Here is a 24,084-nt window from a genome sequence, read left to right on the forward strand (position 1 = left end):
TTTGGCCTGTTCTTAGGCACGAGCTCTCACTTTCTTTCTGATCTGTCTGTATACAAATTCTGCCAGGGCAACATCTTCCATGCCTATGCCCACGGCCTTACATAAAATAATCTGGCTATCGCTTTGCCTGACTGCTGTCGCTGATGCCAGCAAGTCGATCAGTTGTCGTCGTAATCATAGCTGGCCGCGTAACTATATCCCTGAAGCTTGCGGATGTCTTGTGGGAATGATAGTCTCATCCATTTTTTCGACCGGTAAAGGGTAGATTGCAATCTACCCTTTACCGCGTCTGGGTTCTATGAGGTTTCTCGCGGCTTTTTCTTTTGCTGATTGATTCTCTCTCGCTGCGGCAATTCACGTTGAGACTGGATATACAGGTAACCGCCAATAGTGCCGAGGACAATCACCGCCAGAGCAATGATGAACGGCAGATTACCTTGTGATAAGCCGGTCCAGGCCGGATCGTAGAATAGCAACAGAGTGAAGATGATCAATGGAGGTAGCAGCACGAAAATCATCATCCACAAGAAATACCGGCGGATGAAGTTTTGTATATTGCAGTATTTAAAATACAGGAAAGCCAGTACCGCAATTGCAATCAGCCAGCAGTTCATCAAGATGATGAGTGTCCAGCGGTATTCGCAGACTTCACGAGCAATCAGTGAGGGCAGATGGCTTTCTGTACCCGGCATTTTAAAATTGTCCAGCAGGCAGATCAAGACTTGCTGCGAATCCATACAGGATTGCGGTTTGGTCGGAGCTGGCTTGGCCAGATTGGCGACCGGCAGTGGCCAGAAACCCATACCGCCAAAATTGTAATTCATATAGGCGATATCAGCCTCCAACTGCTGCCAGTTGCGGTTGTCGAATTGCACGACAGGTACGACGCCTTGCAAAAATTCTACCCGTTCTGCACCGCTGATGCTGCTTTCCACATCGATATCATGCCGCAGCAGTTTCTTGGCATCGGTACTGGGTTCATCCAGCAAAATCAGGAAGTAGGTTTTCAGGTCCAGATTGTATTCTTCCTTGTTGCCATGTATTTCTCTTTCCACTTTGCGCAATCTGATTAAATTTGCCATGCTAAAAGCACTGTCCGGATTAGCAAGTTCTGGTCTGGACAAGAGAATATTGATAGCAACCCTGTCACCCGACATGCTATGTCTGAGATACCCATAAAATTCGTTGAATAACCGGGCGGATTCAGCATCTCTTGGATAATCCTGGAAATAGATGGTGACGCCATCGCCGCGTTTCGGCGTTCTGCTGAAACCCAGGCTCAGGTATGGCATAGCCTTGGAAAATTTATCCGTTAAAGGCGTATGCAAGAGGTTGATAATATTGTTTGCCAGCCTGCGGAAAATCGCTTGTTTGCTTTCGGCCGGATATTTGCTCCATTCATCCCAGTCACTTTTTTGTACAACCCAGTCAACCTTGGAATTGTAATTGCGGGCGGTTTGAATGAATTCATTCGGTGCGGCTGAACCATCGTCAATGGTGAATTGCCCACTTTTGGCAATATCATTACTTTGTTTGAGTTCACCCAGATTATCCATGCTGAGAGCATGGTAAGCAATGCGGCTCAGCATGCTGAAATTCATTGTCTGTTCTTTACCCTGATTTATCCAGAAGGGGTAAAAGCCATAGACCACGCCTGTTACGTGATCCAGTGCGCAACCGCATTTGCCGCCATTCCATTTAATCGGCAAGCCGGAATTGGGATAGTTTTTCCTGGCTGTTGAGTCAACGACGTTTGCCAGATAGCTGTCAAAGATTTTTGCGACGGCATCGATGGTGCTTTTGTACTCTTCCATTGTGCAAGTGTTCTGACGCGCACGGAGTTTGGTCAGCATGTCAAATGTGGTCGTCAGATCCAGTTGTGCACTACCTTTAATGAGACTGATTTCAAGTTTGCTCAAATTGTCTTTGAGCAAGGCCAGTTCATCATCACTGATGCGGATGCTGACGACATATTGATTGTCTTGCGGTAGATTCTTTTTGCAGGCTCCGATGGAGTACAGGATTTTTGCGCGTGCTGCGCTATTAAACAGATTGACATCAGGATACTGGACGTCTTGAATTTCCTTCAGCATTTTCACGATACCAGTGGGTACGCTGGCATTGTAAATGTCGCCTTTTAGATCATTTGTCAAATTGACCAAAGATTGTGCATTCAATTGCACACCATCGAGCACTTCGGCTTGTTTGCTCAGTTTGGAAAATGCCGCTGCTATATCTTCTGGTGGAAAATCTTTCAGGACGTCATTTACATTCAATTCTAACTCTGATTTGTCCAGGAAGTAATTGTCATTGAGCTTGGCCAAGGCCTTCAGGATAGCGTCATCGACATTCTGGGTTTTCAACGCAGCGAGTTTGCTGGCATTGACCTGGTAACCAGTGACATCGACTATCTGTTTTTCTATCAACGGCCACAGATGCTGATATAACTGTGCACGGTTGCCCAGTGCCTGGTTGACGGCAGCTTTCAGGGCTTCTACTGAATCAAACTCTTTGTCTTTCAACGCTGTTAACGCAAGAATGACCTGATCCTTGCCCCCCAGTATGCCGAGATCATCTGCAGTCAGGGAATAGATGTATACAGTCAGAGGTTCGCGCACGTCGTAGGTGCTGCTGCTTGTTTTAGTTTTTGTTTTCTTCCTGGATAGATAGCGCTTTACCAATGCCAGCAACTCGGCATCACTGCCTTGTCGCCTGACCTGAAAATCTTGCCCGCGTTGTGGTTCGGGTTCGAGATTATCCCAGCTTTCAAAATCCGGACTGATCAGGATGCCTGTTTCAGTCGGATATTTCTTGGCAAATTCAGCGAGCCGCGTGACTGCTGGCGGCAGACGGGTTCCCAGGCTTTCATCCAGGGGGATTTTAAAATTGAAGCACATGCGTTGTAGCCAGGCCGCTGTAATCGGCCCCAGTATGCCGTCGTTGAGTGGCTGCTTGGGTAAGGCGTAGTCATGCTTCCAGTCCGCCAGCGGGTAATACACCAATCCCATTTGTTGCTGCATTTGCAGCACTACGTCATGGCTCAGGTTCCTGAAATTGGAGATGCGCCAGATACGGTCATAATCCCCAAAAACCGGCGAGGTAATCGATGTCAGTACCGGTGTCTTTGCCGGCTTTGATGATGAAGTAGCCAGTGGCACTGGCGGTGGGGCGGTCATCGATGCCGGTGCCGCCACAATGACGGATGAGGTGCTGGCGGGCGCTGATGCAGCAGCAGTAGCTGAAGTAGATGCGGATGCAGATGCGGCAGCGACCACCGGTGGAATGACAGCCGGTGTGTATATGGGTTTCGCTGACTTTTTAGCGGCAATCATCCGGGTCTTTTCTGCATAGCCTGGCATGCTGACGCTAGCCGGTGCATAAGCAGGGATGGGAGCCGGAGAAGCTGCAGAAGTTGCAGAAGCCAGGGGAGCCACAGCAGGAGTTGCCGCAGTGGCAGGTGCCGGGCGCGGGGCGGGAGCCGGGGTCATACCCAAGCTATTGCTGGTACTGGCTGCGCTGGCATTGACGGTAATTGCGGCTGCACTCGATGGCGCTGGGTCAGCAGCCCAGGCCTGGCTATCGAAAATAATGCCGCAAGCAATCAGCAGGCAACTTAACGGCAATAAACTGGCGCGATGCGAGTTTCGCTTCATGATGGTAATCATAATGTTTTTCCATCCTTCATTAATTCTTTTCCAATACCGGCAATCAGATCGTCTTGTACGATGGTTTCGCGTTCCATTCTCACCGCACGTATGGCCGCGTAACGCGCCACGTTGAGCAGGGCACCGCCAGACAATTCATATTTTTCGGCCAGCCGTTTGAAATCAACATCCGGGCCCAGGCTATCAGCCTGTGAAAACAATCCCCGCCAGAGACGTTCGCGCTGGGTGGGGTCAGGCATGGCGAAGTAGACTTCACTTTGAAAACGGCGTGCAAAAGCCTGGTCTATATTCGCTTTCAAATTGGTCGCCAGCAGTACCACGCCTGGAAAATCTTCCACCCTTTGCAATAGATAGGAAATCTCTTGATTGGCGTGACGGTCGTTGGAGCTGCTGGTTTGTGTACGTTTGCCAAAAAGCGCATCTGCTTCATCAAAAAACAATATCCATTTCTTGTTTTGCGCCTGGTCAAATACACTGGCCAGGTTTTTTTCGGTTTCACCTATATACTTTGAAACGATCATGGACAGGTCTATGCGATACACGTCTGCCCCCACCGCCGCACCGATCAGGCAGGCTGTCAGGGTCTTGCCGGTACCGGGTGGGCCATAAAACAGACTGCGGTAACCTGGTTTGACGGTTTTTTCCAAGCCCCAGCGTTGCAGGATCAACTGTGGATGCCTTAACCAGGTCACGATGTTTTCTACTTCTTCCATCACTTCGGGGTTTAACACCAGGTCACTCCAGGACAACTTGGTGTGCATCAGCTTGGCCGGGAAATTGGCGCTGAAATCTGGTTTGTGAACTTCACCGCTGCTCAGTCTTTGCAGATATTCATTTCCCAACATGAAGGAAGAACCAAAAAACGGTTCACCGTTGGCACCGTGTTCCAGCCGCAAGATACCCTGCTGCAGGAAGAAATGGTCTTCCTGGAACAGGCGTGCGACGATAAAGCGCTGCTCCAGATCATTGCCGGCCAGAATAAAGGCTGCGGTTTCACAGGTCGGTAAAAAACCGCCGTGAATTTTTCCACGCCAGCCACCAATTTCACTGTAGGCACGCCCGGTTTGCGCGTTTTGCAGCATGAAAATATCCAGGGCCTGAGGGCGGCAATGAGGCAAGAAAGCCAAAAGAAAAATAAGTCTTTCCTCAAAGCCCATTTGATATTGCAAGACCAGTTCTGCATAAGGACCATCATCCGCTTGCAAATCTGGTGTGGGACATAATTCTTGCAAAGCACGTGTTTCATCGCCGTCGCTGAAATAGCTACGGAAGCGCATATCGCAAACCTGGGTAAACCAGGCTATCTCTCGCTCCAGGCATGCTGCATTGTTGTTCATATGTCTGTCTGTCATTTCCGCAAATTGGGCTATCAGCGCCAGGTTGTATGTATCGGTGCTTCCATCCAGGGGAACCTGGTCAAGGCAAAGCTCCAGGGCAATTTATCCAGTAACATGTCAAACGTACCTGGTAGCACCGTCATGTGCCAGGCGTCGTCTTGCCGGTACAAATGCGCCTGTCTTTGTAAAAAAGTTTCCCGCAAGGCTGTGATGGAAGAGCCACCCAGTGCTCCCCAGTTGGCAATCACGCCTCCCAGCATTTGCTCTATCACTTCCTGCTCACGATCAAGCAGGGTGATGCCTCTGCATATTGGTATACCACCCTTAATGCCACACAATAATTTATTCAGTACCAGTTGATATTCTGGTGTCTCCAGCTCACCTGTGACGATGAACTGAAGCAGATGCACGGACCGTTGTGCACTTTGTTCATCTATAAAATTGCCATCTTTGGTCAATTCCAGAATATCGAACAGGCGTGGTATATACGGTGCCAGCAAGATCAATCCACCATTGTGGATCTGGATATTGTCTACGTGGATATCCGCACGATCTGGTATGTCGTCGGGTTGGTGTCTGGTTTTACTGGCATTGGCTGCAGGTGTGTTGACAGGGGCGGTATTCTGTCTAACTACATCTTCTGTTCTTGCAGATGGGCCCGTCACGTCAGCATGTGTCAGCAGCGCTGCATCTTCGGTTTTACGCAACCAGTCGGCAATATCTGCTGCCTGATAGTGGGAAGCTAGTCCACGCACCATGGCCTGGGTAAATGCAGTACCAGGTTGGGTGATATGACTGACAAAGATATTTTCATAGACTATGCGCCAGACAAAACTTTCCGTTGGTGGGACTGCTATCTCCAGGGCTTGTTCCAGTTGAGTGAATAGTGTTGGCAAAGTCGGCGAGAACGCCGGCAACAGCTTTTCCAGCAGGTTTTTCAAGGCAGGCGGTGGCAATATGTCCAACAGGCGGCGCAGGCCTTGCGGCCTGTTTAGCGCGCTGAGCATGACATCACTGGCTATCGCTTTGCTCGTACCAGCCTTGCCTGCCAATAGTCTTTGCATCAGCAAGACAAAAATCGTTCTTTGTTCCGCATCTGGTTCGGCATTGCGTTGCAGGATAAAGGCCAGCCTTTCCACGTCCGATAGTTGCTGGTTCTTTATAAACTGGCCTGCATTCTGCATGGCGGCAGATGCAGTGACAGATGCAGTGACAGATGCAGTATTTGAAGCAGATTTTTTCTCTGCCGCTGCCTCTGCCTCTGCCTCTATGTATGGCTGGCCCGGCTCACTTATAGTGTAAGAATTTTCTTCCTGGCCTGCCAGTGATGCCGGATTGGCTCTGACATAATCAGCAACTTGTTTTGACTTAAATAATAAATCTTGCAGGCTTGTTTTGTAGGCTGTTTCTGGTATGGCTTTCCAAACAGAGCTCTGATCAGGGTGCAGCAATCCAAGGCCTGGTGTTGCCGTACCAGATACGGCGCTTCGTATTTCAGTCGGTAAAAATTTCTCTTCCCATTGTTTCCAGAAACTGGCCTGTATCTTGTGCGGGAACTGATTCAACAGTGCATATATCATCTGCTGCCATTCTTCCGGCACAAATTGTGCGTCTTCAAGATTGGCATGTTCAAGTTCTTGCAAAAATTCCTGCAGCAGTTGCGGGAATTCATTCGCCAGTGTCGTGATAATCAATTCACGGTCTGCGCCAGTGCCGGTATCATGGGTTTCCATTTCAGGAGATGCTGCCATATCCTGACGATGTTCTTCTTCATGATCCGGCAGTCCGGTTTGCTGGAAATCTATAACGGGCAATATGCGTTGTTGCAATACCTGCAAATAACTGCGTCCATACACCATGGTATTAAGTGCAGCGAATAGCGGCTCTGGCCGGTTTGAACTAAAGTGTGCAAACCAGGCTTGCGCAAGTTGCAGCATGGCTGCATTAGTATTGGTATCCTGTACGAAGACAGGAAGTATCCTTTTCAACAAACTTTCTGCATTAAATACATCCGATACCGATGTCAGCAGGAAGGACAGGCTGCTTGCCAGTACTTTCTCTTTCAATGCTGACGCGCTGACTGATAGCTTGCCGGCTTGCTGACAAATATCCCAGTTTGCCCAGATGGTGTCGAGCATGTTGCCAGCCTGGGGTTGAAGTACTCGTATCAAGTCTCTGAGCTTGTCATGACTGGTCTGTGCCAGCAGACGTCGTTGTTCTTCCGGACGTACCATATAGCGACGCAGGCCCTGTGCGAGCAAATCTCTATCTGCCGTCATCAGGTGTTCCCACACAGGTGCCAGGCTATCCATATTGGCTTGCAGCATGGCTTGGGCAATGCGGTGCGGCAGATTAGGCATGAGCTGCTGCACGGATCTGTCTGGCGGCACGTCTGCTTGTTGCGATGGGCGTCGTGCAGTCACGCCGGGTATAAAGGCTTCGTACAAGACATGCGCTTCGTCATTATGCTCGCCGACGGTATTGTTCACGTCGCCGACGCGGCTTTCAGTCCCTTTGCGGGTGTCTGTGCCGGGCTGCCTTGTTCTGCTTGTTTGGTCTGTTTGGTTTATTCGATCTGTTTGGTCTATTCGGTCTGTTTGGTTTCTGAATTGATCTGCTGATGCAGATGTACCTGTTTCATCATCCTGGCCAGAAAGGCCAATGACTTCGGCATCTGCTTGGGCCAAACAAAAGTCAATCTTCTGCTGTAATAGCAATGCTTCTGCATCATTGGCCAACCATGCAGCAATGTGTTGCTGACTGTCTTCGTCATAAGGAAAATACTGCAAAATAGCCTGCCTGAAGGCCTGTTGCTGTTGTTCGCCAGCTTGCCTGTGCATCAGTGTCTGCAAAAGCAGATATGGCAATAAGGCTGCGCTCGCTGACTGTGCCATTTGTTTGACATGCATTCCCAGTGCCGCCAGCCAGGCCTGTGCAGCTCGCAGTGAAGGGGTGCTGGTCAACAATTGCGAAAGCCAGAAATGCAACGCAGGTGTATGCCATGCCTGTGCCTGGGCAAAGATGTCCTGCATAGATGGAACCGTCGGTGCGTCAGAACTACGCTGGCTGTTTTGAATGTCCTCAGTACCTGGCAGGTCAGACAGGAGTTCTTGCCTGCCTGCTACGTGCGCAACCGGCGTCGGATACGTATGGCTATTTTTATTTTCAAAATCATTTGAAAAATCATTTGAAAAATCGTTTGCAGAATCACTCACGAAATACGCGTCGATGGCTTGCGCTTTCAATTGAATGACAGTGTCCTGGCTGGCAGCCAGTATCTGCTCCAGGTCCACGGTTTTTTGCTCAAGCAAGTCTTGCAATACCATTCTTAAATAGGCATGCAAGTCTGCTGACTGTAATGCATAGCGTTCTATGGATTGCAAGAAGTGCTGCCTGGTTTGATGACCATATTCCAGATTCAAATAATCCAGCAGCAACTGATGTATTTGCGTGCTATTGCATAGCATTAGTATGCTGTTGTCTTGCTTTAATTGGCCCAGCAGGATAGTAAATTCCGAGTGTTGAGCAAGTGTATCTTTTCCTGCATCAAGGTCATGACGATCCCTGGTAAGCCATAGAAATAGTTTTTTACCCAAGTCGGACGAAAGCAGTGGATTGGTCGCGGGATGCAAACGGGTGGATGCATGTTCGGTTTTGGCATTGGTTTCAAATTCAACTTCTGGTTCAGTTTCAAAATCAAGGTCAGCAACAGCATTGGCTATCACATCCCGTGTTTGTGCAGAGATCGCCAGTTGAGTTTCGGCTTGAACTGGATTGACCTCCACTTGTGTCAAATCACCCTGGACGGCGATTGCTTCTTGCGAAGCCAGTTGTACCGATTCTTGCAGCAAATGATCGAGATCAATTTCTTTGTCTTGCTGCAACTGTGTTAACACCAGTTTCAGGAACAGAGCAGGGTATTCTGCCTGTTCGCAATAAGAAATAATCGATTGCCGGAAAAGCAGGTGATGGTCCTGGCCTTGCTGTTCATTGCTGGTGAACCACCATCTCAGCCATTGCTGCAATTGCTGGTTGGTGAGCTCAAGTTCCCATAGGGACAATTGACCTTTGGCCCACAGGCGGAAATTGGAAAAGTCCAGGTTGGTGCCTAGTGCCCTGATATCTGCGGGCGCAGGTTTGTTGCTATACGCCGGCAAGTCAGGTGCCGTAGTCGAACTTGTATCTGGTGCCTGCAAGTCAGGTGCGGTGGTCGAGCGTGTATCTGGTGCTTGTGTTGCAAGGGATGGGTGCGACGCGTGCCAGTTTTGCAAAGCCTGGTATAGCTGCTTTGCATGTAATTCCATATCCGGTAGTTTTTTCCAGATATGTACCAGGTCACCAGCATGGTCCTGGTCAGCCAGCATTGCCTGGATAATATCTTCGGGGACAAGCGATTCGGCATTCGTTTGCAGCAGGTATGCCAATGCTTTGCGCTGGAGTTGTTCTGCATATTGTTTTGCGGATTCGGTTTCAGGCAGGGCAGTGTGGCCAGTTTTTCTATCCATCGCAGTATTCGCCGCAGTATTCGCCGCAGTATTCGCCGCAGTATTCGCCGTTACATCTCGCAACAAGCTATTTTTATGTGCATGCAATACTTGCGCGACTTGTGCCAGGCGCGTGGCCTGTTGCTGTAGCTCGGCAGTCAGTTGGCTGGTTTGTGGTTGGAGAATCTGCACCCATTCCATCAATACAGAAAATTCAAGCGATTGCAGTATTTCGTGTCGTTGCTGCTGACGAATCATCGGCCATACCTGTAGCAAACTGTCTGCCTTTTCTATACCGGAAGATGTCCAGGTGTGCATGATCGCAGTGATGTCAGTTGTCGACAGTGCCTCTAGCAGTTGTTTGCTCGGTGCGGACAATCCAATGATCGGCGAATCCTGATTGTCACCGGTGGCGGTGATATCAAGTGTCGCCATATCTATTGCGGTGTTTATGTCGACATTGGTATTTATATTGGCATTGACATTTACAGCGGGGTTGACATTGGCGTGCATTTTCATGGGTGCACTAGTGCTTATGTCAGTGTTTGCATCAGCACTTGTTTCGGTATTGCTTGTTACTGCCGCCATTGAAACATGATAGTCGGTCCCGGTTTCTGCATGCTTGGCTTTGCGGCCTTGTTCAATATCCCGCAGTGGTGGAACTTGTCTGAGCAAGTCTGCAATGTTGAGTGAGTCAGGTGTAGCCTGTAGTAATAATGGCAGAGCCGATGCCAATATGGATTGGCGAATAGCTAAAGGCAGATTGCCTATCAATTCTTCAAGATCACAGGTGGCGCTCGCCTGTAGCACGAGACTAAGATCATGCAGTTTCTGCGGTGGCAGCGTTGATAGCCATACCGGCCATGATCCTGTCTGGGCCTGGCGGATGAGGTCACTGTGCTGATGCAAAAGCTTTTCCCAATGGGGGGCTAGTTCTCGTAGATTGGCATTTTCCAGTGCTTTATACAACTGCGTCAGGGTAACGGAGGCATTGTTTGCCGTTGTTTCAGTGCTTGACGTGGGCAGCTTGGATGTCTGCGTTTTTGACTTCGTTGATGCCGATATGACTTTTGTTGGCTTTCCTGTTGCTGCAGGCGCAGGTACTGGGTTTTTTACGACTTTCCTGGCATGTGTTTTTTTGTTGCTGCTGGTGAGCATTTCGTCAGTCGTTTGCGGCACGTCAATGTAGGTATCTGCATCTTCCTGTGCGAGCAAGTCATGGCTATCTTTAGTGGTCGACGTATTTTTTTCATCCATGTCTTGCGGCAGGTAGATGTGTAATTCGTCTATGCTGGCTGCAATATCACGCAATTGCGGCAACAGTCTTAATAACTCCTCTGGTTGCAGGGTGGACGGTGTAGCCGCCAGCAGGATAGGCTGGCTTTGTTCAAGCCACAGCTTTACCTGACCGCTACGTATAGCTTGGGAATGATTGAGTATTCTTTCCAATAGCCAGCTTGCCCGTGGCTGAAGAATTTGGTTGACGATACGTAATTGCGCTGCCGGGAAATTTTTCAGCCAATATGCCCACCCCTGTTCATGGGCGCGACGCAGCAAGTCAGTGTGCTTCCTGATCAATTGCTGCCAGCGAGGTTTGATTATTGGCCAGTCGCCTGCACACAGGGCTTGATAAAGACCATCGATGTCGACGGCAGCAAGTGGTGCACCAGGCGAAGTAGTTGGTTTCTCCAGTTTCTTTTGCGTGAAATGGTCGTCAGACTGATTTACTGTCTTTTTATTTTCCTGGCGTGTCTGTGTTTTACCAGACTCCGGTGGTATGGCAGATGTGTTGCTAAATTGGGCCAGCGCATGCATGTCATCAACTGCGTTATCAACTACGTCTTCAACTGCGTCAGGGGCTGTTTTTACCACTTCTTTTTGAAGCCCCTGCATTTCTGCTTGCTTGTCAGGTGAGCTATGCCCGACCCGGATTTGTGCAATAAGGTCCTTGCCAAATAATTCGGGCAGCGATATGGGATCAGGTCCCGGCTGAGGAATATTTTTCTCAACATACTGCTGATACTTAAGCAGCAGCGCATCGCTTGTCTTGTGGCTGTGCAAAGACCATGCATGCAACACAGCAGGCATTTCTTGTGTCTGCCCTGTGGCTACCGACAATAACCATTGCCAATAAATCTGGGCGGCTGTCGCAGACGTACTGTGCGATGCCAATTCCAAGTGTGCCCATTGTTGCACTTGATGCGACAGATAGGCTGGCCAGTGGCTGAGCAGTTTATCAAGTACCTTGAATAACTGTTTTTCATCAAATTGCAGCGACAAACGCAGGCGCATTTGCTGATTGGTGACGATCTGCCGCATAGCGATGGCGGCATTGCTACTTTTGAGTACCCGTTCCAATAGCTGTGTGTGTGCTTCGCGAGGATGGCTGGATACCACCCATGCCAACCGCCCTGTGCGTAAAAAATCTTCCAGGTATTGTTTGTCGTCGGCAGCCACTTCTTCGACAATGACGGGTTCGGTCGCGTGTTCGCGTGGCATGTTTAACGCAGAACTCAATTGGGCATACAATCGTCGCGGCAATTCTATAGGCAATTCTTGTTCGGTCATTTCGCCAAGATCAATTTCCAGCTTTTCTATGCGATAGATACCTGTTCCCGTATCGGACTGTGTCATCACCTCATCTATCAATGCAGGTATGCTGGTGCTGATCCAGTCGGACAGGGCAGTTTCTTCCATTTGCCCTTGTGCAAATGAAAAATCAAATATCAGATCATCGATAGCATGGATTGGTTTCATGATCTCATAACCAATGCTGTGGTGAATAATTCTGTCTGACGATACGCAACAGGGTAATGATGTCATCTGCCGACTGATCCAGGCCTTCTGCTGGAAGACCGGAACGACGGGTTTGATTCAGCAGTTCCAGCCATTGTTTGTAGCGCTGCTCAAACTGATGCATGTAAACATAATCAAGCCAGTGTATTTCGGGCAGGATATGGGCAGGCAGATTTTGTGCAATGAGTTCTTCCACCCAGGCCCGACAGGCCGGATCGGCAAAACGTGTTGTATAGCTGGGCAGAACGATACTGACGCGATGTTCATAAAAATTTTCATCGACGTTTCTATTGACTTGCTGATTACCGGGGCGCAAGAGCAGATGTTCAAGCACATGCATGCCTTCGCTTTGCTGACTGAGTTCTATCAAACGCTGACGCAAGCCATGTGCGTAGTTGACGGCTTGCTCTTTGGGCAGGGGAATAAGATGCCAGATTGGTTTTCCCGGCTCCACTTCCAGGCATAACCAGACTTTTTTATCGGCACGTTCAACCAGCCGGTAACGATGCAAGTCTATACCTGCGCGCAACAATTCCACACAGATCATATCGTGTGGCAATCGTTTGACTGTGGTTGTTTCCCCGGTTTTTTGCAAGGGCAGGGGCAGGACATGGCTATCGTTGGCCTTGTACTTGGGATGTTCACCCAGTTTTTTCTCATATGTCTTGGCACTGACAAAAGCAGGGGAAGCAGATGAAAAATGCGCCGTCAAGGAACGGCCCAGACTGGCTTCTCCACATCCCATCAGTAATAACAATTTATGCTGCAAGCAAGCCCTGTTGCCACCCGTCCAGTAAGGGGCATGCACATTCATGGCCGCACCGCGTTGCGCACTCAATTCACGTATATGTGCCAGGAAGTTGATTTTACTGTCGATGACGGTCTGGTCGTCATGTTCATGGTGATACACGTTAAAACGGCGCAAGGCGTCTGCCGGGAATGATTCGCCATACATGGCCAACATGCTGTCCAGCACGCGGTTACGGCGGTCGATGAACTGGTCGAATTTGGACAAGATTTCAGCTGGCAGACTGGGGCTTAAGGTATTGCGGTATAAGGTTTCCAGCAGTGGTATTTGCTGATTGCCTAGCAGTTGTGAAAAATAGCTTTGTTTCAGATTGGTATCCAGCGAGTACAGATCAGGGATGGCCTGCAGTGATTGCAGGTAATTGGCCATCAGTTGTTCAAATCCGAACAGAAAGCCTTTCAATTGTCTGGCGCGGGCATGCACTTCTGGCGGTTCCGAGCTGGGCACACCATAACGATTAATGCCGTAAATGGCAGGTGAGTGTTCTGCTATCGAAGAGTATTCACGCAGGGGCCGATGTTCTCCCTGTGGCAATTCGATTAATTCTTCCAGGTTGATGTCATGTCTGCGAAATGCATGGTGATTGAACTCATGTTTCCTCAGGATGATACGCACTTGTTCCAGTAGGCTGACTTCCTGCGGCAGCATGAATTTCTGCCGGATAGGATGATGCGTGGACAATTGCTGGTTACCAGTCTGCGTATGAACCAGCCGCATCAAATTCATCTGTTCTACATCGCGTGGAAAAGCCAATACCGAGCAACGCCTGGTCTTCAGGTTGAAATTCAGACGGTCGAATTTTTTACCCTGTGAATCGACCAGTTGCAGATGGTGAACCTGCTTTACTCCCGGCATGCGACGTATCAGGGCGATCAGGCTGACGACATCGATACTATTCGACGCACGTGAGAAATACCTGTCATCAATGTAGCCACGTTTGGTCAAGGGCCCATCCAGCAACTCTTCCCAGCTTTTTCCTTCTGCGATGGCTTCTTCAAAGCGGGTAATACGTGCGCCGGAAGAAATCAGAGTCGCGCACTGGAAATAGATGTCGGCATATATTTCTGCGGCGGGGCGGCTGTCGTCAATTTCAATTTCGCCTGTCAGGAAATAGGCATCGGTCTGGACGATATAAACCTGGCCCAGATCCTGGCAAAGATTGCGATTGCTGGCATACAGGGCAATGATATCTTGTCTGACATCTTCGGGACTGCGCTGCTCTATTTCTGATAAAGGCTGATGCAATTTGACATAAATGGAAAACAGGCCTTCCAGTTTTTCACCCTGGTTATCGGTCTGTATCCAGATGTCGTCAATTTCTGGCACATGGTCGTAAATTAACTTGCAATAGTCAATGGCGGTGACTGGGCGAATCGGCAGGATGTCCTGGGGGCGGTACAATGCCTGGTGTTCAAAGTTGATGCCGCCTGATTCCGGTGTCAAGAAATCTGCCACTGAAAATCCTGACCGGTACACCAGATCAGTCAAGCCATAGCACAGCATTTCCAGCAAAGTCACGCCGGGGTCATGGATATTGTAGTCAGTCCACGTTTGACCAGATAAAGCTTGCAGCAGTTCTACACCCTGACGGCGAAAGCCATCAAAATCAATTCCATCAGGATCTGCCTGCAGGCGCTTTATGTGGTCATCAGCCAGCATGTCGTCGCACCTCGCTCAATTTCAGTTGCGAATGCAATTGCTGGACTAACTGATGTACGCGGTTATAGGGCATTTCTCCCAGCACTTCAATGATGAGACGCAGTTCGGCTGCTGAAAACGTCAATTCGGCCTTTGCATCTGCAGGGCTGCCAGCGGGCAGCAACTGACCGGCCTGCTGATTCAGGTTTCCGATCAGCGCAAAGACTTGCTTGAAGGGGCGTTCTACCAAACCTTCCAGTATCAGGTTGCCTTGCGCCAGCGAGATGGTGATATGAATAGGGTTCATGCTATGTTCACTTCTTTGCCTTTGCCGGCTGCGTCAGGGGTCGAGGTGCCAGTTTGGGTTTCTGGTCACTCTCCAGCATCTGGGTATCCAGCCAGAGTTGGGTCATGTGGTATTTGATCCAGACTTCATTACCAAAGGTGCAGCCGACCCGCATCTGCAATTTGAATTCAAAGGGGGAATTGCTGTCAGTACCTATCCATCGCAATTCTATGCGACTGCATTTATTACCAAAATGGGTCTGATGATAGGTAATATGAGGATTGGAATTGAAGGCATTCATGGCAAAGGCATGCATCAGGGCATAGCGGCCTTCGGCATCCTTGCCGCCCACACCGGCAACAACTTCCCAGGCCTGGCAACCAGTCATTGCCACGCTGATGTCATACCAATTGCCGTCTGCCGGAACTGACATTTTTCCTTCACGTCCCACCCGCCCGCGCGAAGCAATAAATCCACCGACGTCCAGTTCATGGCGCGGTGTACTTTGCCGTATGCCTACCCGGCTGTGAGTCACACCGTCATCGTCGATCTGGCTGGACAGTGTCAATAAAGGGCGGCTTTTTTTTGCCTGAAAACTCAGGTTATTTGTGCCTACGTCCAGACCCATGGACCATAAGGGTGTTCCTTCTACCGTGTTTTGATAGAAGCTGAGCAATTTCCCATCACCCAACTGTGCAACTTTGAAACCTTCACTCGCGGACTTTTCAAAGCCTTCATCAAGCATGTTCAGCATGGATTCGATCAAATCTCCGAAATCATCCTCGGTAGGCATTTTGCCGTGCTCAAACTGCTGTCTCAGCATGGCTCGGGTGCGTTTTTTCATAACTATTTCCTTGGCGGAATAATAAAGGTGGAGCCAATTCTCAATTCATTGATACCCACAGGTTTTGGGTCGGCTGATGCAAATTCATCCAGCAATACGATCCAGTGCTGATTCATGGGTACGGCAATACTCCACGGATAAATGGGATACAGGTTTTTCGTGCCATGCACATCCCTCGCATTGTCATCCATGCGGAAACGCAAATCAGTGCCTTGCCCGGTCGGGGTGATATGCAACATGGAAAAACCGGTCACTGCCTCGACATAATCAAGGTCCAGCAAAAAAGAGATCAGATCATGTTCACGTATGCACCAGCCAAAATGCTGTTGATACCCGACCGGATGCCAGGGCGACAGAAAATCGCATAGGTACTGATTAATCTGGCTGCTGTACCAGCCACCACGCAAGCCTGACTTGAGTTTGATCTGGCAACGCACCTGGATTTCTTCATAGACAGGGTTTTCTACACTGATTACCGTGAAGGGCGGGGCGCAGGTTTCTATGAATTGCTGTACTTCATGTATCAGGTGACCACTCAGCAATGGGCGCTGATTAAGATGCCCTCCCTTGTTCAGATACGGTAGCGGGATGATCAATATCTGGCCGCCACGCAGGCGCTTGGCCGGATCGATATCGCTGGACAGATTGGCAAAACACTTCACCTTGTGAATTTCAGGGAATTGTTCCAGTATCAGTAATTCATAATCACTGGCGGTCAGTGCACGGTTCTTGTGTCGCAATCTTTCGCTGACGCGGGTGCGGAAGCGCCTGACTGTTTCCGCGCTTTTACCACCCACCGAATGACGTATCTGCATGACACGGTCAATGCCAGGGATAGTTTGCTTGCTGCGTGTAATACTCATGGCGGGCAGTACCGCGCTGGCTTTGCTCGCCTGGTTGGCGCACCAGGAGAGCTGGATAGCCTGGGCATAGACGGAATACACACTGCAAAAGCGTTCCATACCCACGTTAGCCGAAACACGCAGCCAATACACACCGGGGGGCATGATGGTATTGTTGGTGTTTATATCGTCGGGTAAATTCAAACTGACGATGCCGCTGGTCATGAAGCCATCGGTAGAATCGTCAATGATGTTTGCCCTATCCAATTTCTGCCAGTTGTTGCCCGACAGGTACCACCATGACAACCCACTGTCTTTGATGCGGGTCATGGGCAGTGAATCTTCGCGCAGGTAAAAATACAAGGTCAGGGCACCGCTCAGATCGCTTCCCTGTAATCCTATAAAAAGATTGGCCGGATAATCATATTGGGGTATCTGATAGATGGCACGCGAGTTGATGGCGACCATGGTTTCTGTACCCAGCGGATGCAGATGCACCATCTTGTCTTGCGTCGGCCTTTGTTCCTGCAGGCGGCTTTGCTCAAAACGAATGGTGGAATGCGCCTTGTAATTCAATACTATGCTGCTGATTTGCGGTGTATAGGGTGGATTGGGTAAGGCTTGCGCCTGGCCAGCTTTCTTTTGCCGGGCGTTGTCAGTCAGTATCTGTGCCAGCAACATGGGGTATTCCTGATGGCCGAATGCGCCCTCCGGTGCTTCCAGTGTCAGTTTGAATAAACCTGCCATGGTCGCCGGTGTGTAAGCGAAATTTTGCAGTGCCGAATCACTGGTGTTGTATGGTAGCGGTTTATAGAATTGCAGCGCTGATTGATACGACAACACGCTGTCAGTCGCCAACTGGTTACTCTGGCTGCCATCGTCGCGCGCCATTTCGTCAAACAGGGTGATGTCCTCCATTCCCTTGACCCATTTGCCACCAGACAGGACAGAGACACTGGCCAGCACTTCACCACTTTTCATGGGATGGGTATAACCACGGTAATAAGCCGATATCCCTCCCAGATTGGTAGGCAGGCCATTCCATTCCACCTGGATTTCTGCATCGTCAAGTTGTTTGCTGAGCGTTTCTTCGCAACCGACAATCAGATAAGAACCGACATTGGGCAAAGGACCAAACGGCATGAAAGGTGATAAGGCACTCAACTGGCCGATCTGATTGTGCAGCAATAGCTGCCTGCAACCCTGTACCTCGACTTCCAGGCGAATGTGGCGCAAGACCAAGTTTTTCAGAAAATCATAGGGGTAGCGATATTCGTTTTCGGTCATTTCAAACCGTGCTACCGGCAAATCTGTCCCATAATTATCACCATGCAGGCTGGCCTTGTAGTTGCAAATGGCGGCAACATCAGGCAGCAGCGAAAATTCTATGGACAGGCAATCTGCATCAATGTCGCTATTGAGGCCAGTATATTCCGGACGATATTCGGTTACGCGATACCAGCCAGTGGCAGTGGTCAGTGAAATACGGAACATGCCACGCAGCAGCTTGACGAAAATATCGTTCATGCGCACCAGTTCACTCTGGGACGCATCGTATTCGTGCGCATTTTCATGTGCAAAACGTCGCAAGCAGTCTTTGATCGTGTCGCCAGCAGCGTTTTGATATTGCAATTGCACGCGGACGCGGCGCTGGCCTTCGCGTAACAAAAGCGTCTTGCTGGCGATTGCAAAACCGAATCTGGCTGCTGTGGCGCTGAAATTGCGTTCGCCAGGCTTGGGCGCACCCAACAGCGGCAGAGGAGGCAATTTCTCATGGTCTTTTTCATCGCTACCATCTGCCAGTGCATTGATAGGCTGGGTATGGCAGGAAACCGATTCCAGATGATGATCTATCGTGCGCCGGTCAAAAAACAGGGTGTGCAGCGCAGTGATTTTTGCATCATTCAGGGTGACTGCTTCTTCGTTGGCATAGGTGATTTCATGCTGGTTCTTGTCTATGCCGGCGACGAACTCAGTGGCCTTTTCAACAAAAATCTGGCGCACACCCGGCTTGGGCTGTATGACCACAAAGGTATGGTCGGAGCGATGCGGGCGCTGCTCCATTTTCAGCATCTGGTGATAATAAAAATCCAGATGTGCCTGGCCAAATTGATTCAGCCGTATCTGCAGCTTTTGGAATAATTGTATGAAGGTAATCAGCAAACTGCTGCCAGGATCATGTTCCTGACTGCTCATCGATTGCGGCAACAGATGTCGCACGCCATTTTGTACGATTTGAATTGCTTGCGAAAAAGCATGAAAATAGCTGCGTGTCTCAGTCACTGTATGCGCACTGCTGTTTTTTTTATCTGGCACCTTGGCAGGTCTGACTGCCAGCGCATTCAACAGGGGTAAGGCAGGGCGGCTGTGTGCGGCAGCGGCATCCCCGGAGTTGAGGTCAGCGGTCAGGTCAAGCATGGCCAGCATTTCCTTATTCAGGCCACGCAGTATGCTTTCCAGTAATTTGGTGATCTCATAGCCGGTGCGGCCATCTGTCCGTTTGGCGCAAGACAGCCAGTATTCCAGCAACCGCGCCAGCAGCAATGGTGAATCCAGCGGGATAGAACAGATCTGCGGGAACTCTATGGTCAAGTCATGTTGATACCAGGCTTTGCCCGGGCTATAGCTTTGCAATCTTTGTTCAAAGCGCATCGCCAGTTGCTTCAAGTCCAGGGACAGGATATTTGCCAGCAAGACCACTTCATCCGCATGGAAGTATTGCTGCCAGTGACCTTCTTCACTGAGGTCAAGCTGATAAAACTTGACCATGCTGGCGTAGTCGACTGCCATGGTCAATAATTCTTCAAAACGCATTTCATTGAGTTTGAAGTAGTCACCACTCAAGGCTGGCAAACGGCGTTGTGCCTGGCTACGGCCATCACTGATCAATAGTCTGGGTTGCGTCACGTCAGCACCTCATGCTTATTCCTGAACATCGGTGCCTTCCCGGAAATAGAACGGATACACCAGGTTATGACGGGTGTTGGTCGTGACGATGCGGTAAATCAGTTCAATATTCAGCCGCCCTTCATAGATGTAACTGTGATCTGTTTCTATTGCTTCCAGTACGACCCGGGGTTCGTAGAAAATGACGGCGCGTCGTATCAAATCCTTCAGTACAGTAATAGTGCTTTCGTTCAGGTTTTCGTAAATTTGCGCTTTCAAGCCGCAGCCAAAATTCGGCTGCATGACTCTTTCCCCCGGGGTGGTGGATATCAGTATCAACAGGCTTTGACGAATATCTTCCTCGGCACTAACCATCCTGGTGTTGCCGCGCTTGCTGAACTCGGGAGGGAAGCTCCAGCCTGTGCCTAAAAATGAAGCATTGTTTTCCATGGTCATGATCCCGATTTACACCTAGCCACCGATAATGACAGTGGGAAAACCAAAGACGATATTGCCACCATGTGCCGTATTGTCACCTATCCTGGCGGATGGCATTTTGCCTATGAATACCGTGGCCGATCCCTTGACTATGGTGTCAGGAGGCCCGACACAGACACACATGTCACCCACCACGGCGGCTGGCAAGCCACCAATCAAAACGGTAGGAACACAGGGACCACTGACAGGTCCACCGACATGCGGAATCGGTGGCACGCCAGGCGTTACCATCGGACATACATGCATATCTGTGATACGTGCGGCTGGGGGCATCGCTTTTCTCCGTTTCAGTTAATCATCACGATGGCACCGCGTACGGTGGTCTGGCCACTGGCAGACAGTTCTGCCGTAGCGTTTCCTTTGGCAGTGAAGCCTATATTCGCAGTATTGGTGATATTCAGCCCCTTTGTGGTGACATCCATCTGGGCCGTTGTATCCACATTCTGCACGGCTGAGATGGTGATTTTCCCTGCTGCCTTGATGGTGATATCTTTCGGGCTATCCAGCAAAATACCGCTTGGACTCAATTCCACCTTGTTCATGTTCTGGTCTTGCAAGAGAATGGACTTGGTGTCGTCACTGATAACGATTTTGTTACTGGCGGGGGTGATCAGGGTGATGACTTTTTTCTCTTCATCGAATTCCATCTTCAGTTTGCTGCGTGTCACCAGCGCCTTGTAATTATTTGCGTCTGCCAGGGTATAGGCGGGCGTATGCTTGCTGCTGTACAGGCTACCCAGTATCACCGGGCAAGACGGATCATTATTGAAAAATCCCAATATCACTTCGTCACCGATTTCAGGAATGATGAAAGCCCCAAACCCGGCCGAGCCATAGAAACTGGCAAACCGCGCCCATACGCCGACTGTCTGTGCATTCATCAAAGGAACCGAAACCTGAATCTTGTATTGATTTTCCGGATCGCCTTCCAGCTTCAATACGACACCTATATGCAAGCCGCACACACCGGATGTCCAACCTGCTGCTTCGGGCGCGTGAGTCTGGTAATCTTCGGTGAACCAATAGGGTGGCATGCCAAATTCAACTTCTGTTACCCAGTTGCCGTCGATTAGGTGATGAAAGACGTTAGTAGCCAGCACGTTGCCATTAAAATGTTTGCCTACACTTTTCAGTTCCAGCACCACGCCAGGTTTGGTGCTGGCATTTCCCTGATAACGCATTCTGCCGCGTATTCTCGACAAGCCGGATTTTAATTGCTGTGCCTTGGCCCAGTTGGTCAGTGTTGCAGATTCCAGGTTGGCTGCTGATTGCAAACCAAAGTCGGTAACACCCAGGACTTTCGCCAGCTCAGCGGCAGCGATATCCCCCTGAGTGGTTAAGCTTGTTGGCGTTGCAGTTCCCTGGACGATGGCCTGGGTTGCCATATCCCAACTGGTGCTGGTGACATTGCTTAGTTGCCAGCGGGCGTCAAGTTCGGCATGAAACTCCATCAGATCGATGCCATAAGTCAATGTCAGGACAGGTGCTGCTGTGGTCAAAGGGGCCTTGATACTGACAGTGCCGGCATCTACGATCACCAGGAAACCATTGACTTCGGCCCGCGCCATCATATAGTCCCAGTCCGTCACATAGTATTGCACCAGTTCTTTATAGCTGACCGTGGTTGCCGCCACATCAGCAGTCAGGCCGCTATAGTTACCGATCAGCGCTGTCATGATGTCACTGTCAGTCTGATTGACGAAATTGGCATTTTTGCGACCAACTGTCATGGCCAGCGCCTGGTCGCGGCATTCTATAACCAGCCGCGCAAAATTGTCGCCGGTAATTTTTACGGAATGTTTAATCACCACGCCGGTGAAAATGACTTCAGTTGTGAGGTCATAACCAGCACTGATCACGATCTTTGTGCCTGGTTTGAAATTCCCGGCGTCAGCAAGGGGAAACAGGCCATTTGGCATGTCGCCATCCAGCACTGTGATGATGGCAGTAGGAATGCGGTTGGTACTATGATTCGTTTCTACTGACACGACCTGTGCCGCGTCAGGAGCCGGCTTGCCATCACAGGTGATGGCCAATGTCAGTACGCCAGTGCTATTTGTAAATGGGGAATTTGCCATCTGCTTTCTTTTCTTGAAAAAATCATTTCAGCGCATCTGCTTAGACAGGCTTACGCTATGAAAGCGGAGGAAAACGTAATTTCATTCCAGGCTGCAAGGTTCTGAAACAGGTCAGGCGATTGATACGGGCCACTTCCAGGTAATACGAACAATCGCGATAAATTTTGTAGCATAAAAGGGGCAGGGTATCGCCTGCCTTGACTTCCACCAGATGCGTCAGGTCGGGAGAATTGAGCTTGGTTTCTTTGACGATTTCGGCGGCACTGATATATCCGACGAAGGTTAATGTGACTTTTGCCCTTAGCGGTTCGCCGCTTGGTTTGAACAGGGTATAGTCGAATTTCAGGCCTTCTACACGGCCATAAAAAATCATCGTTCCCCATACCACCTGCACAATCGGTGCCTCATGTTTGGAGCCGACATAGGTGTACACGGTGTTGCGCAAGGCATCGATTTGCTGGATGACGGTCTGGGTAGTGCCAGGCACGGCACCTGTCCCGTCCAGTATCATTTCTTTCAGTGTCAGTTTTTCCGGCAGACTGGCAGAGAATTTCGTTTCATTGCCCGGCTGACCCAATGCATGATTTTTGGAATATTTGATCAAATAATCGTGACCATAACCAGAGGGATTCATCAAGGCGGTAAACGCAGTGCGGCTGCTATCAACGCTGATGGTTCCTTCTTTGGATACCGTACAGGGGGAAATGCTCAGCGGGGTTTTTTGTCCTGATGCGGTCGCGGCTGCTGCTGGCATATTCAGCGCTCCCCACGTTCACGCAGCAGGGATGCAAGCAATTGTTTGCATTCCACGAGGATCTCGTCTTTCAGTACCTGTTTTTCCTGAAGATTGATTTCTGTTTCCCGGGTTTCACGTTGCACGATGGTGGACTTGATCAGCAGTTGTTTGATTTCGATTGACATATCATGCTCCTGATCTATTTGGTACGTTGTGAATAGGTATAACTAAATGTGATCTTCTCGATTGCGACATCATTTTTGGTAGAGCTAAAGCTTTCCACATCCCATTTGATTGGATAGGCGCCAAAGAACTCCCAGGTTCTGAGTACTTCAGTTGCTACCGGCGGAGCGCCGGGTACCATCTTGTTACTTTTAAGATTGACAATGATCGTCTGAGGAACGATCAATTTCATGAACTCACCCTCCAGTACCGCCTTGCACCAGACTACCAGCGGCGACTGAAGGGTGGCAATACCGCGCTTGAGCTCCAGATTGCCGTGCTTCATCTTCAAGGGCAGTTGATGCACAAAACGGTTTTCACCACCTTCGACCACTGATTCGGTTTCAATTTCTGTGCCAATTCCCGACACTTCGCTGAACGAAGTATCGGGAACCTGAATACCATCACCAATCGTTACTGAAAAATAGAACGCTGGCGGTGGATATCCATTATCAAAAAAGTCATTGATCATTTATTCTTGATGGTCAGGCCTTCATGCACGATTTCTATGGTTTCTATGGCCACTTCATTGCCTTCTGACTTCAGGTCTGTGCTGGTGATCTTGGTTGGCCAGGCGTTGCTCAGTTCCCAGATCATGGTGTCACCGCCTTTTTCGTCCAGCAGGCTGATTGTCACGCTGATGCGCTCAATGGTGTTGAGCTTGATCTTGTCCAGCCAATCCCAGAACTTGTTATCACCCTTGAAGACACCTTTTTTCATGGTGATATTGCTGTATTTCTTCATGCCGGGCATTTTGACTACTGAAAATATCGGGCTGTTTCCGGAACGATATTTGATCTCTTCGGATTGCACATCCAGACCAGATACTTCCTGAAACGCCATTTCATTCTTGCCCCACATGACTTTGAAATAGAATTTCGGCATGGGCCATACTGTTGCCGATTGCGTTTTTCCGTCATCTGCCATAATTTGCCTCTATCTTGTAAAAATAAATAAAATTAAA

General features: G+C 49.6%; 15 protein-coding genes. All 15 read right to left on the reverse strand.

Annotation, left to right across the window (positions count from 1 at the left end; genetic code table 11):
* Positions 1-296: 296 nt before the first annotated feature.
* From ACO0K9_RS02475 to ACO0K9_RS02545, 15 genes are read right to left on the reverse strand one after another with little or no spacing between them, the layout of a single operon-like run.
* Positions 297-3,665: a hypothetical protein gene (locus ACO0K9_RS02475; protein ID WP_422981414.1), complete on the reverse strand. Its 3,369-nt coding sequence runs from the start codon at positions 3,663-3,665 to the stop codon at positions 297-299.
* Positions 3,662-4,942 carry an ATP-binding protein gene (locus tag ACO0K9_RS02480; RefSeq protein WP_422982504.1) on the reverse strand — a complete coding sequence of 427 codons (1,281 nt, stop codon included), beginning with the start codon at positions 4,940-4,942 and terminating at the stop codon, positions 3,662-3,664. The genes ACO0K9_RS02475 and ACO0K9_RS02480 overlap by 4 nt, the downstream gene beginning before the upstream one ends.
* The gene (locus tag ACO0K9_RS02485) at positions 4,929-5,051 is read right to left on the reverse strand and encodes a hypothetical protein (RefSeq protein WP_422982506.1); all 123 of its coding nucleotides are present in this window, start codon (positions 5,049-5,051) and stop codon (positions 4,929-4,931) included. The genes ACO0K9_RS02480 and ACO0K9_RS02485 overlap by 14 nt, the downstream gene beginning before the upstream one ends.
* Positions 5,035-12,243, reverse strand: a complete 7,209-nt coding sequence (locus tag ACO0K9_RS02490; protein ID WP_422981416.1) for a contractile injection system tape measure protein — start codon at positions 12,241-12,243, stop codon at positions 5,035-5,037. The genes ACO0K9_RS02485 and ACO0K9_RS02490 overlap by 17 nt, the downstream gene beginning before the upstream one ends.
* Positions 12,244-12,247: 4 nt before the next feature.
* Positions 12,248-14,749 (reverse strand): hypothetical protein, encoded by a 2,502-nt coding sequence (locus tag ACO0K9_RS02495; RefSeq protein ID WP_422981418.1) that lies wholly within the window; start codon positions 14,747-14,749, stop codon positions 12,248-12,250.
* Positions 14,739-15,035: a hypothetical protein gene (locus ACO0K9_RS02500; RefSeq protein WP_422981420.1), complete on the reverse strand. Its 297-nt coding sequence runs from the start codon at positions 15,033-15,035 to the stop codon at positions 14,739-14,741. The genes ACO0K9_RS02495 and ACO0K9_RS02500 overlap by 11 nt, the downstream gene beginning before the upstream one ends.
* A 7-nt stretch (positions 15,036-15,042) precedes the next feature.
* Complete coding sequence (locus tag ACO0K9_RS02505; RefSeq protein ID WP_422981422.1) at positions 15,043-15,858, reverse strand: hypothetical protein; 816 nt, start codon at positions 15,856-15,858, stop codon at positions 15,043-15,045.
* A 2-nt stretch (positions 15,859-15,860) separates the two neighbouring features.
* Complete coding sequence (locus ACO0K9_RS02510; protein WP_422981424.1) at positions 15,861-19,607, reverse strand: baseplate J/gp47 family protein; 3,747 nt, start codon at positions 19,605-19,607, stop codon at positions 15,861-15,863.
* A 15-nt stretch (positions 19,608-19,622) separates the two neighbouring features.
* On the reverse strand, positions 19,623-20,036 hold the full coding sequence (locus ACO0K9_RS02515; protein ID WP_422981426.1) for a GPW/gp25 family protein: 414 nt from the start codon (positions 20,034-20,036) through the stop codon (positions 19,623-19,625).
* A gap of 21 nt (positions 20,037-20,057) precedes the next feature.
* A complete protein-coding gene (locus ACO0K9_RS02520; protein ID WP_422981428.1) occupies positions 20,058-20,357 on the reverse strand; it encodes a PAAR domain-containing protein in 300 nt (99 codons plus the stop codon).
* A 14-nt stretch (positions 20,358-20,371) separates the two neighbouring features.
* A complete protein-coding gene (gene vgrG / locus ACO0K9_RS02525; RefSeq protein WP_422981430.1) occupies positions 20,372-22,162 on the reverse strand; it encodes a type VI secretion system tip protein VgrG in 1,791 nt (596 codons plus the stop codon).
* A 55-nt stretch (positions 22,163-22,217) separates the two neighbouring features.
* Complete coding sequence (locus ACO0K9_RS02530; protein WP_422981432.1) at positions 22,218-22,916, reverse strand: peptidoglycan-binding protein; 699 nt, start codon at positions 22,914-22,916, stop codon at positions 22,218-22,220.
* Between the two features lie 2 nt (positions 22,917-22,918).
* On the reverse strand, positions 22,919-23,083 hold the full coding sequence (locus ACO0K9_RS02535) for a DUF5908 family protein (RefSeq protein ID WP_422981434.1): 165 nt from the start codon (positions 23,081-23,083) through the stop codon (positions 22,919-22,921).
* Positions 23,084-23,097: 14 nt separating this feature from the next.
* Positions 23,098-23,592, reverse strand: a complete 495-nt coding sequence (locus ACO0K9_RS02540; RefSeq protein ID WP_422981436.1) for a phage tail protein — start codon at positions 23,590-23,592, stop codon at positions 23,098-23,100.
* Positions 23,589-24,047, reverse strand: a complete 459-nt coding sequence (locus ACO0K9_RS02545; protein WP_422981438.1) for a phage tail protein — start codon at positions 24,045-24,047, stop codon at positions 23,589-23,591. Before ACO0K9_RS02545 ends, ACO0K9_RS02540 begins: the two co-directional genes overlap by 4 nt.
* Between the last annotated feature and the right edge of the window lie 37 nt (positions 24,048-24,084).

The sequence above is a fragment of the Undibacterium sp. Ji50W genome, from assembly GCF_049340445.1.
In the GTDB taxonomy this organism is placed as follows: domain Bacteria; phylum Pseudomonadota; class Gammaproteobacteria; order Burkholderiales; family Burkholderiaceae_D; genus Undibacterium.

Excerpts from the sequence above, each read along its gene's own strand:
- ACO0K9_RS02530 (WP_422981432.1), bottom strand. The coding sequence starts at position 22,916 with ATGCCAGCAGCAGCCGCGACCGCATCAGGACAAAAAACCCCGCTGAGC.
- ACO0K9_RS02475 (WP_422981414.1), bottom strand. The coding sequence starts at position 3,665 with ATGATTACCATCATGAAGCGAAACTCGCATCGCGCCAGTTTATTGCCG.
- ACO0K9_RS02540 (WP_422981436.1), bottom strand. The coding sequence starts at position 23,592 with ATGATCAATGACTTTTTTGATAATGGATATCCACCGCCAGCGTTCTAT.
- ACO0K9_RS02480 (WP_422982504.1), bottom strand. The coding sequence starts at position 4,942 with ATGCGCTTCCGTAGCTATTTCAGCGACGGCGATGAAACACGTGCTTTG.
- ACO0K9_RS02535 (WP_422981434.1), bottom strand. The coding sequence starts at position 23,083 with ATGTCAATCGAAATCAAACAACTGCTGATCAAGTCCACCATCGTGCAA.
- vgrG (WP_422981430.1), bottom strand. The coding sequence starts at position 22,162 with ATGGCAAATTCCCCATTTACAAATAGCACTGGCGTACTGACATTGGCC.
- ACO0K9_RS02520 (WP_422981428.1), bottom strand. The coding sequence starts at position 20,357 with ATGCCCCCAGCCGCACGTATCACAGATATGCATGTATGTCCGATGGTA.
- ACO0K9_RS02500 (WP_422981420.1), bottom strand. The coding sequence starts at position 15,035 with ATGAACCCTATTCATATCACCATCTCGCTGGCGCAAGGCAACCTGATA.
- ACO0K9_RS02490 (WP_422981416.1), bottom strand. The coding sequence starts at position 12,243 with ATGAAACCAATCCATGCTATCGATGATCTGATATTTGATTTTTCATTT.
- ACO0K9_RS02495 (WP_422981418.1), bottom strand. The coding sequence starts at position 14,749 with ATGCTGGCTGATGACCACATAAAGCGCCTGCAGGCAGATCCTGATGGA.
- ACO0K9_RS02515 (WP_422981426.1), bottom strand. The coding sequence starts at position 20,036 with ATGGAAAACAATGCTTCATTTTTAGGCACAGGCTGGAGCTTCCCTCCC.
- ACO0K9_RS02505 (WP_422981422.1), bottom strand. The coding sequence starts at position 15,858 with ATGAAAAAACGCACCCGAGCCATGCTGAGACAGCAGTTTGAGCACGGC.
- ACO0K9_RS02545 (WP_422981438.1), bottom strand. The coding sequence starts at position 24,047 with ATGGCAGATGACGGAAAAACGCAATCGGCAACAGTATGGCCCATGCCG.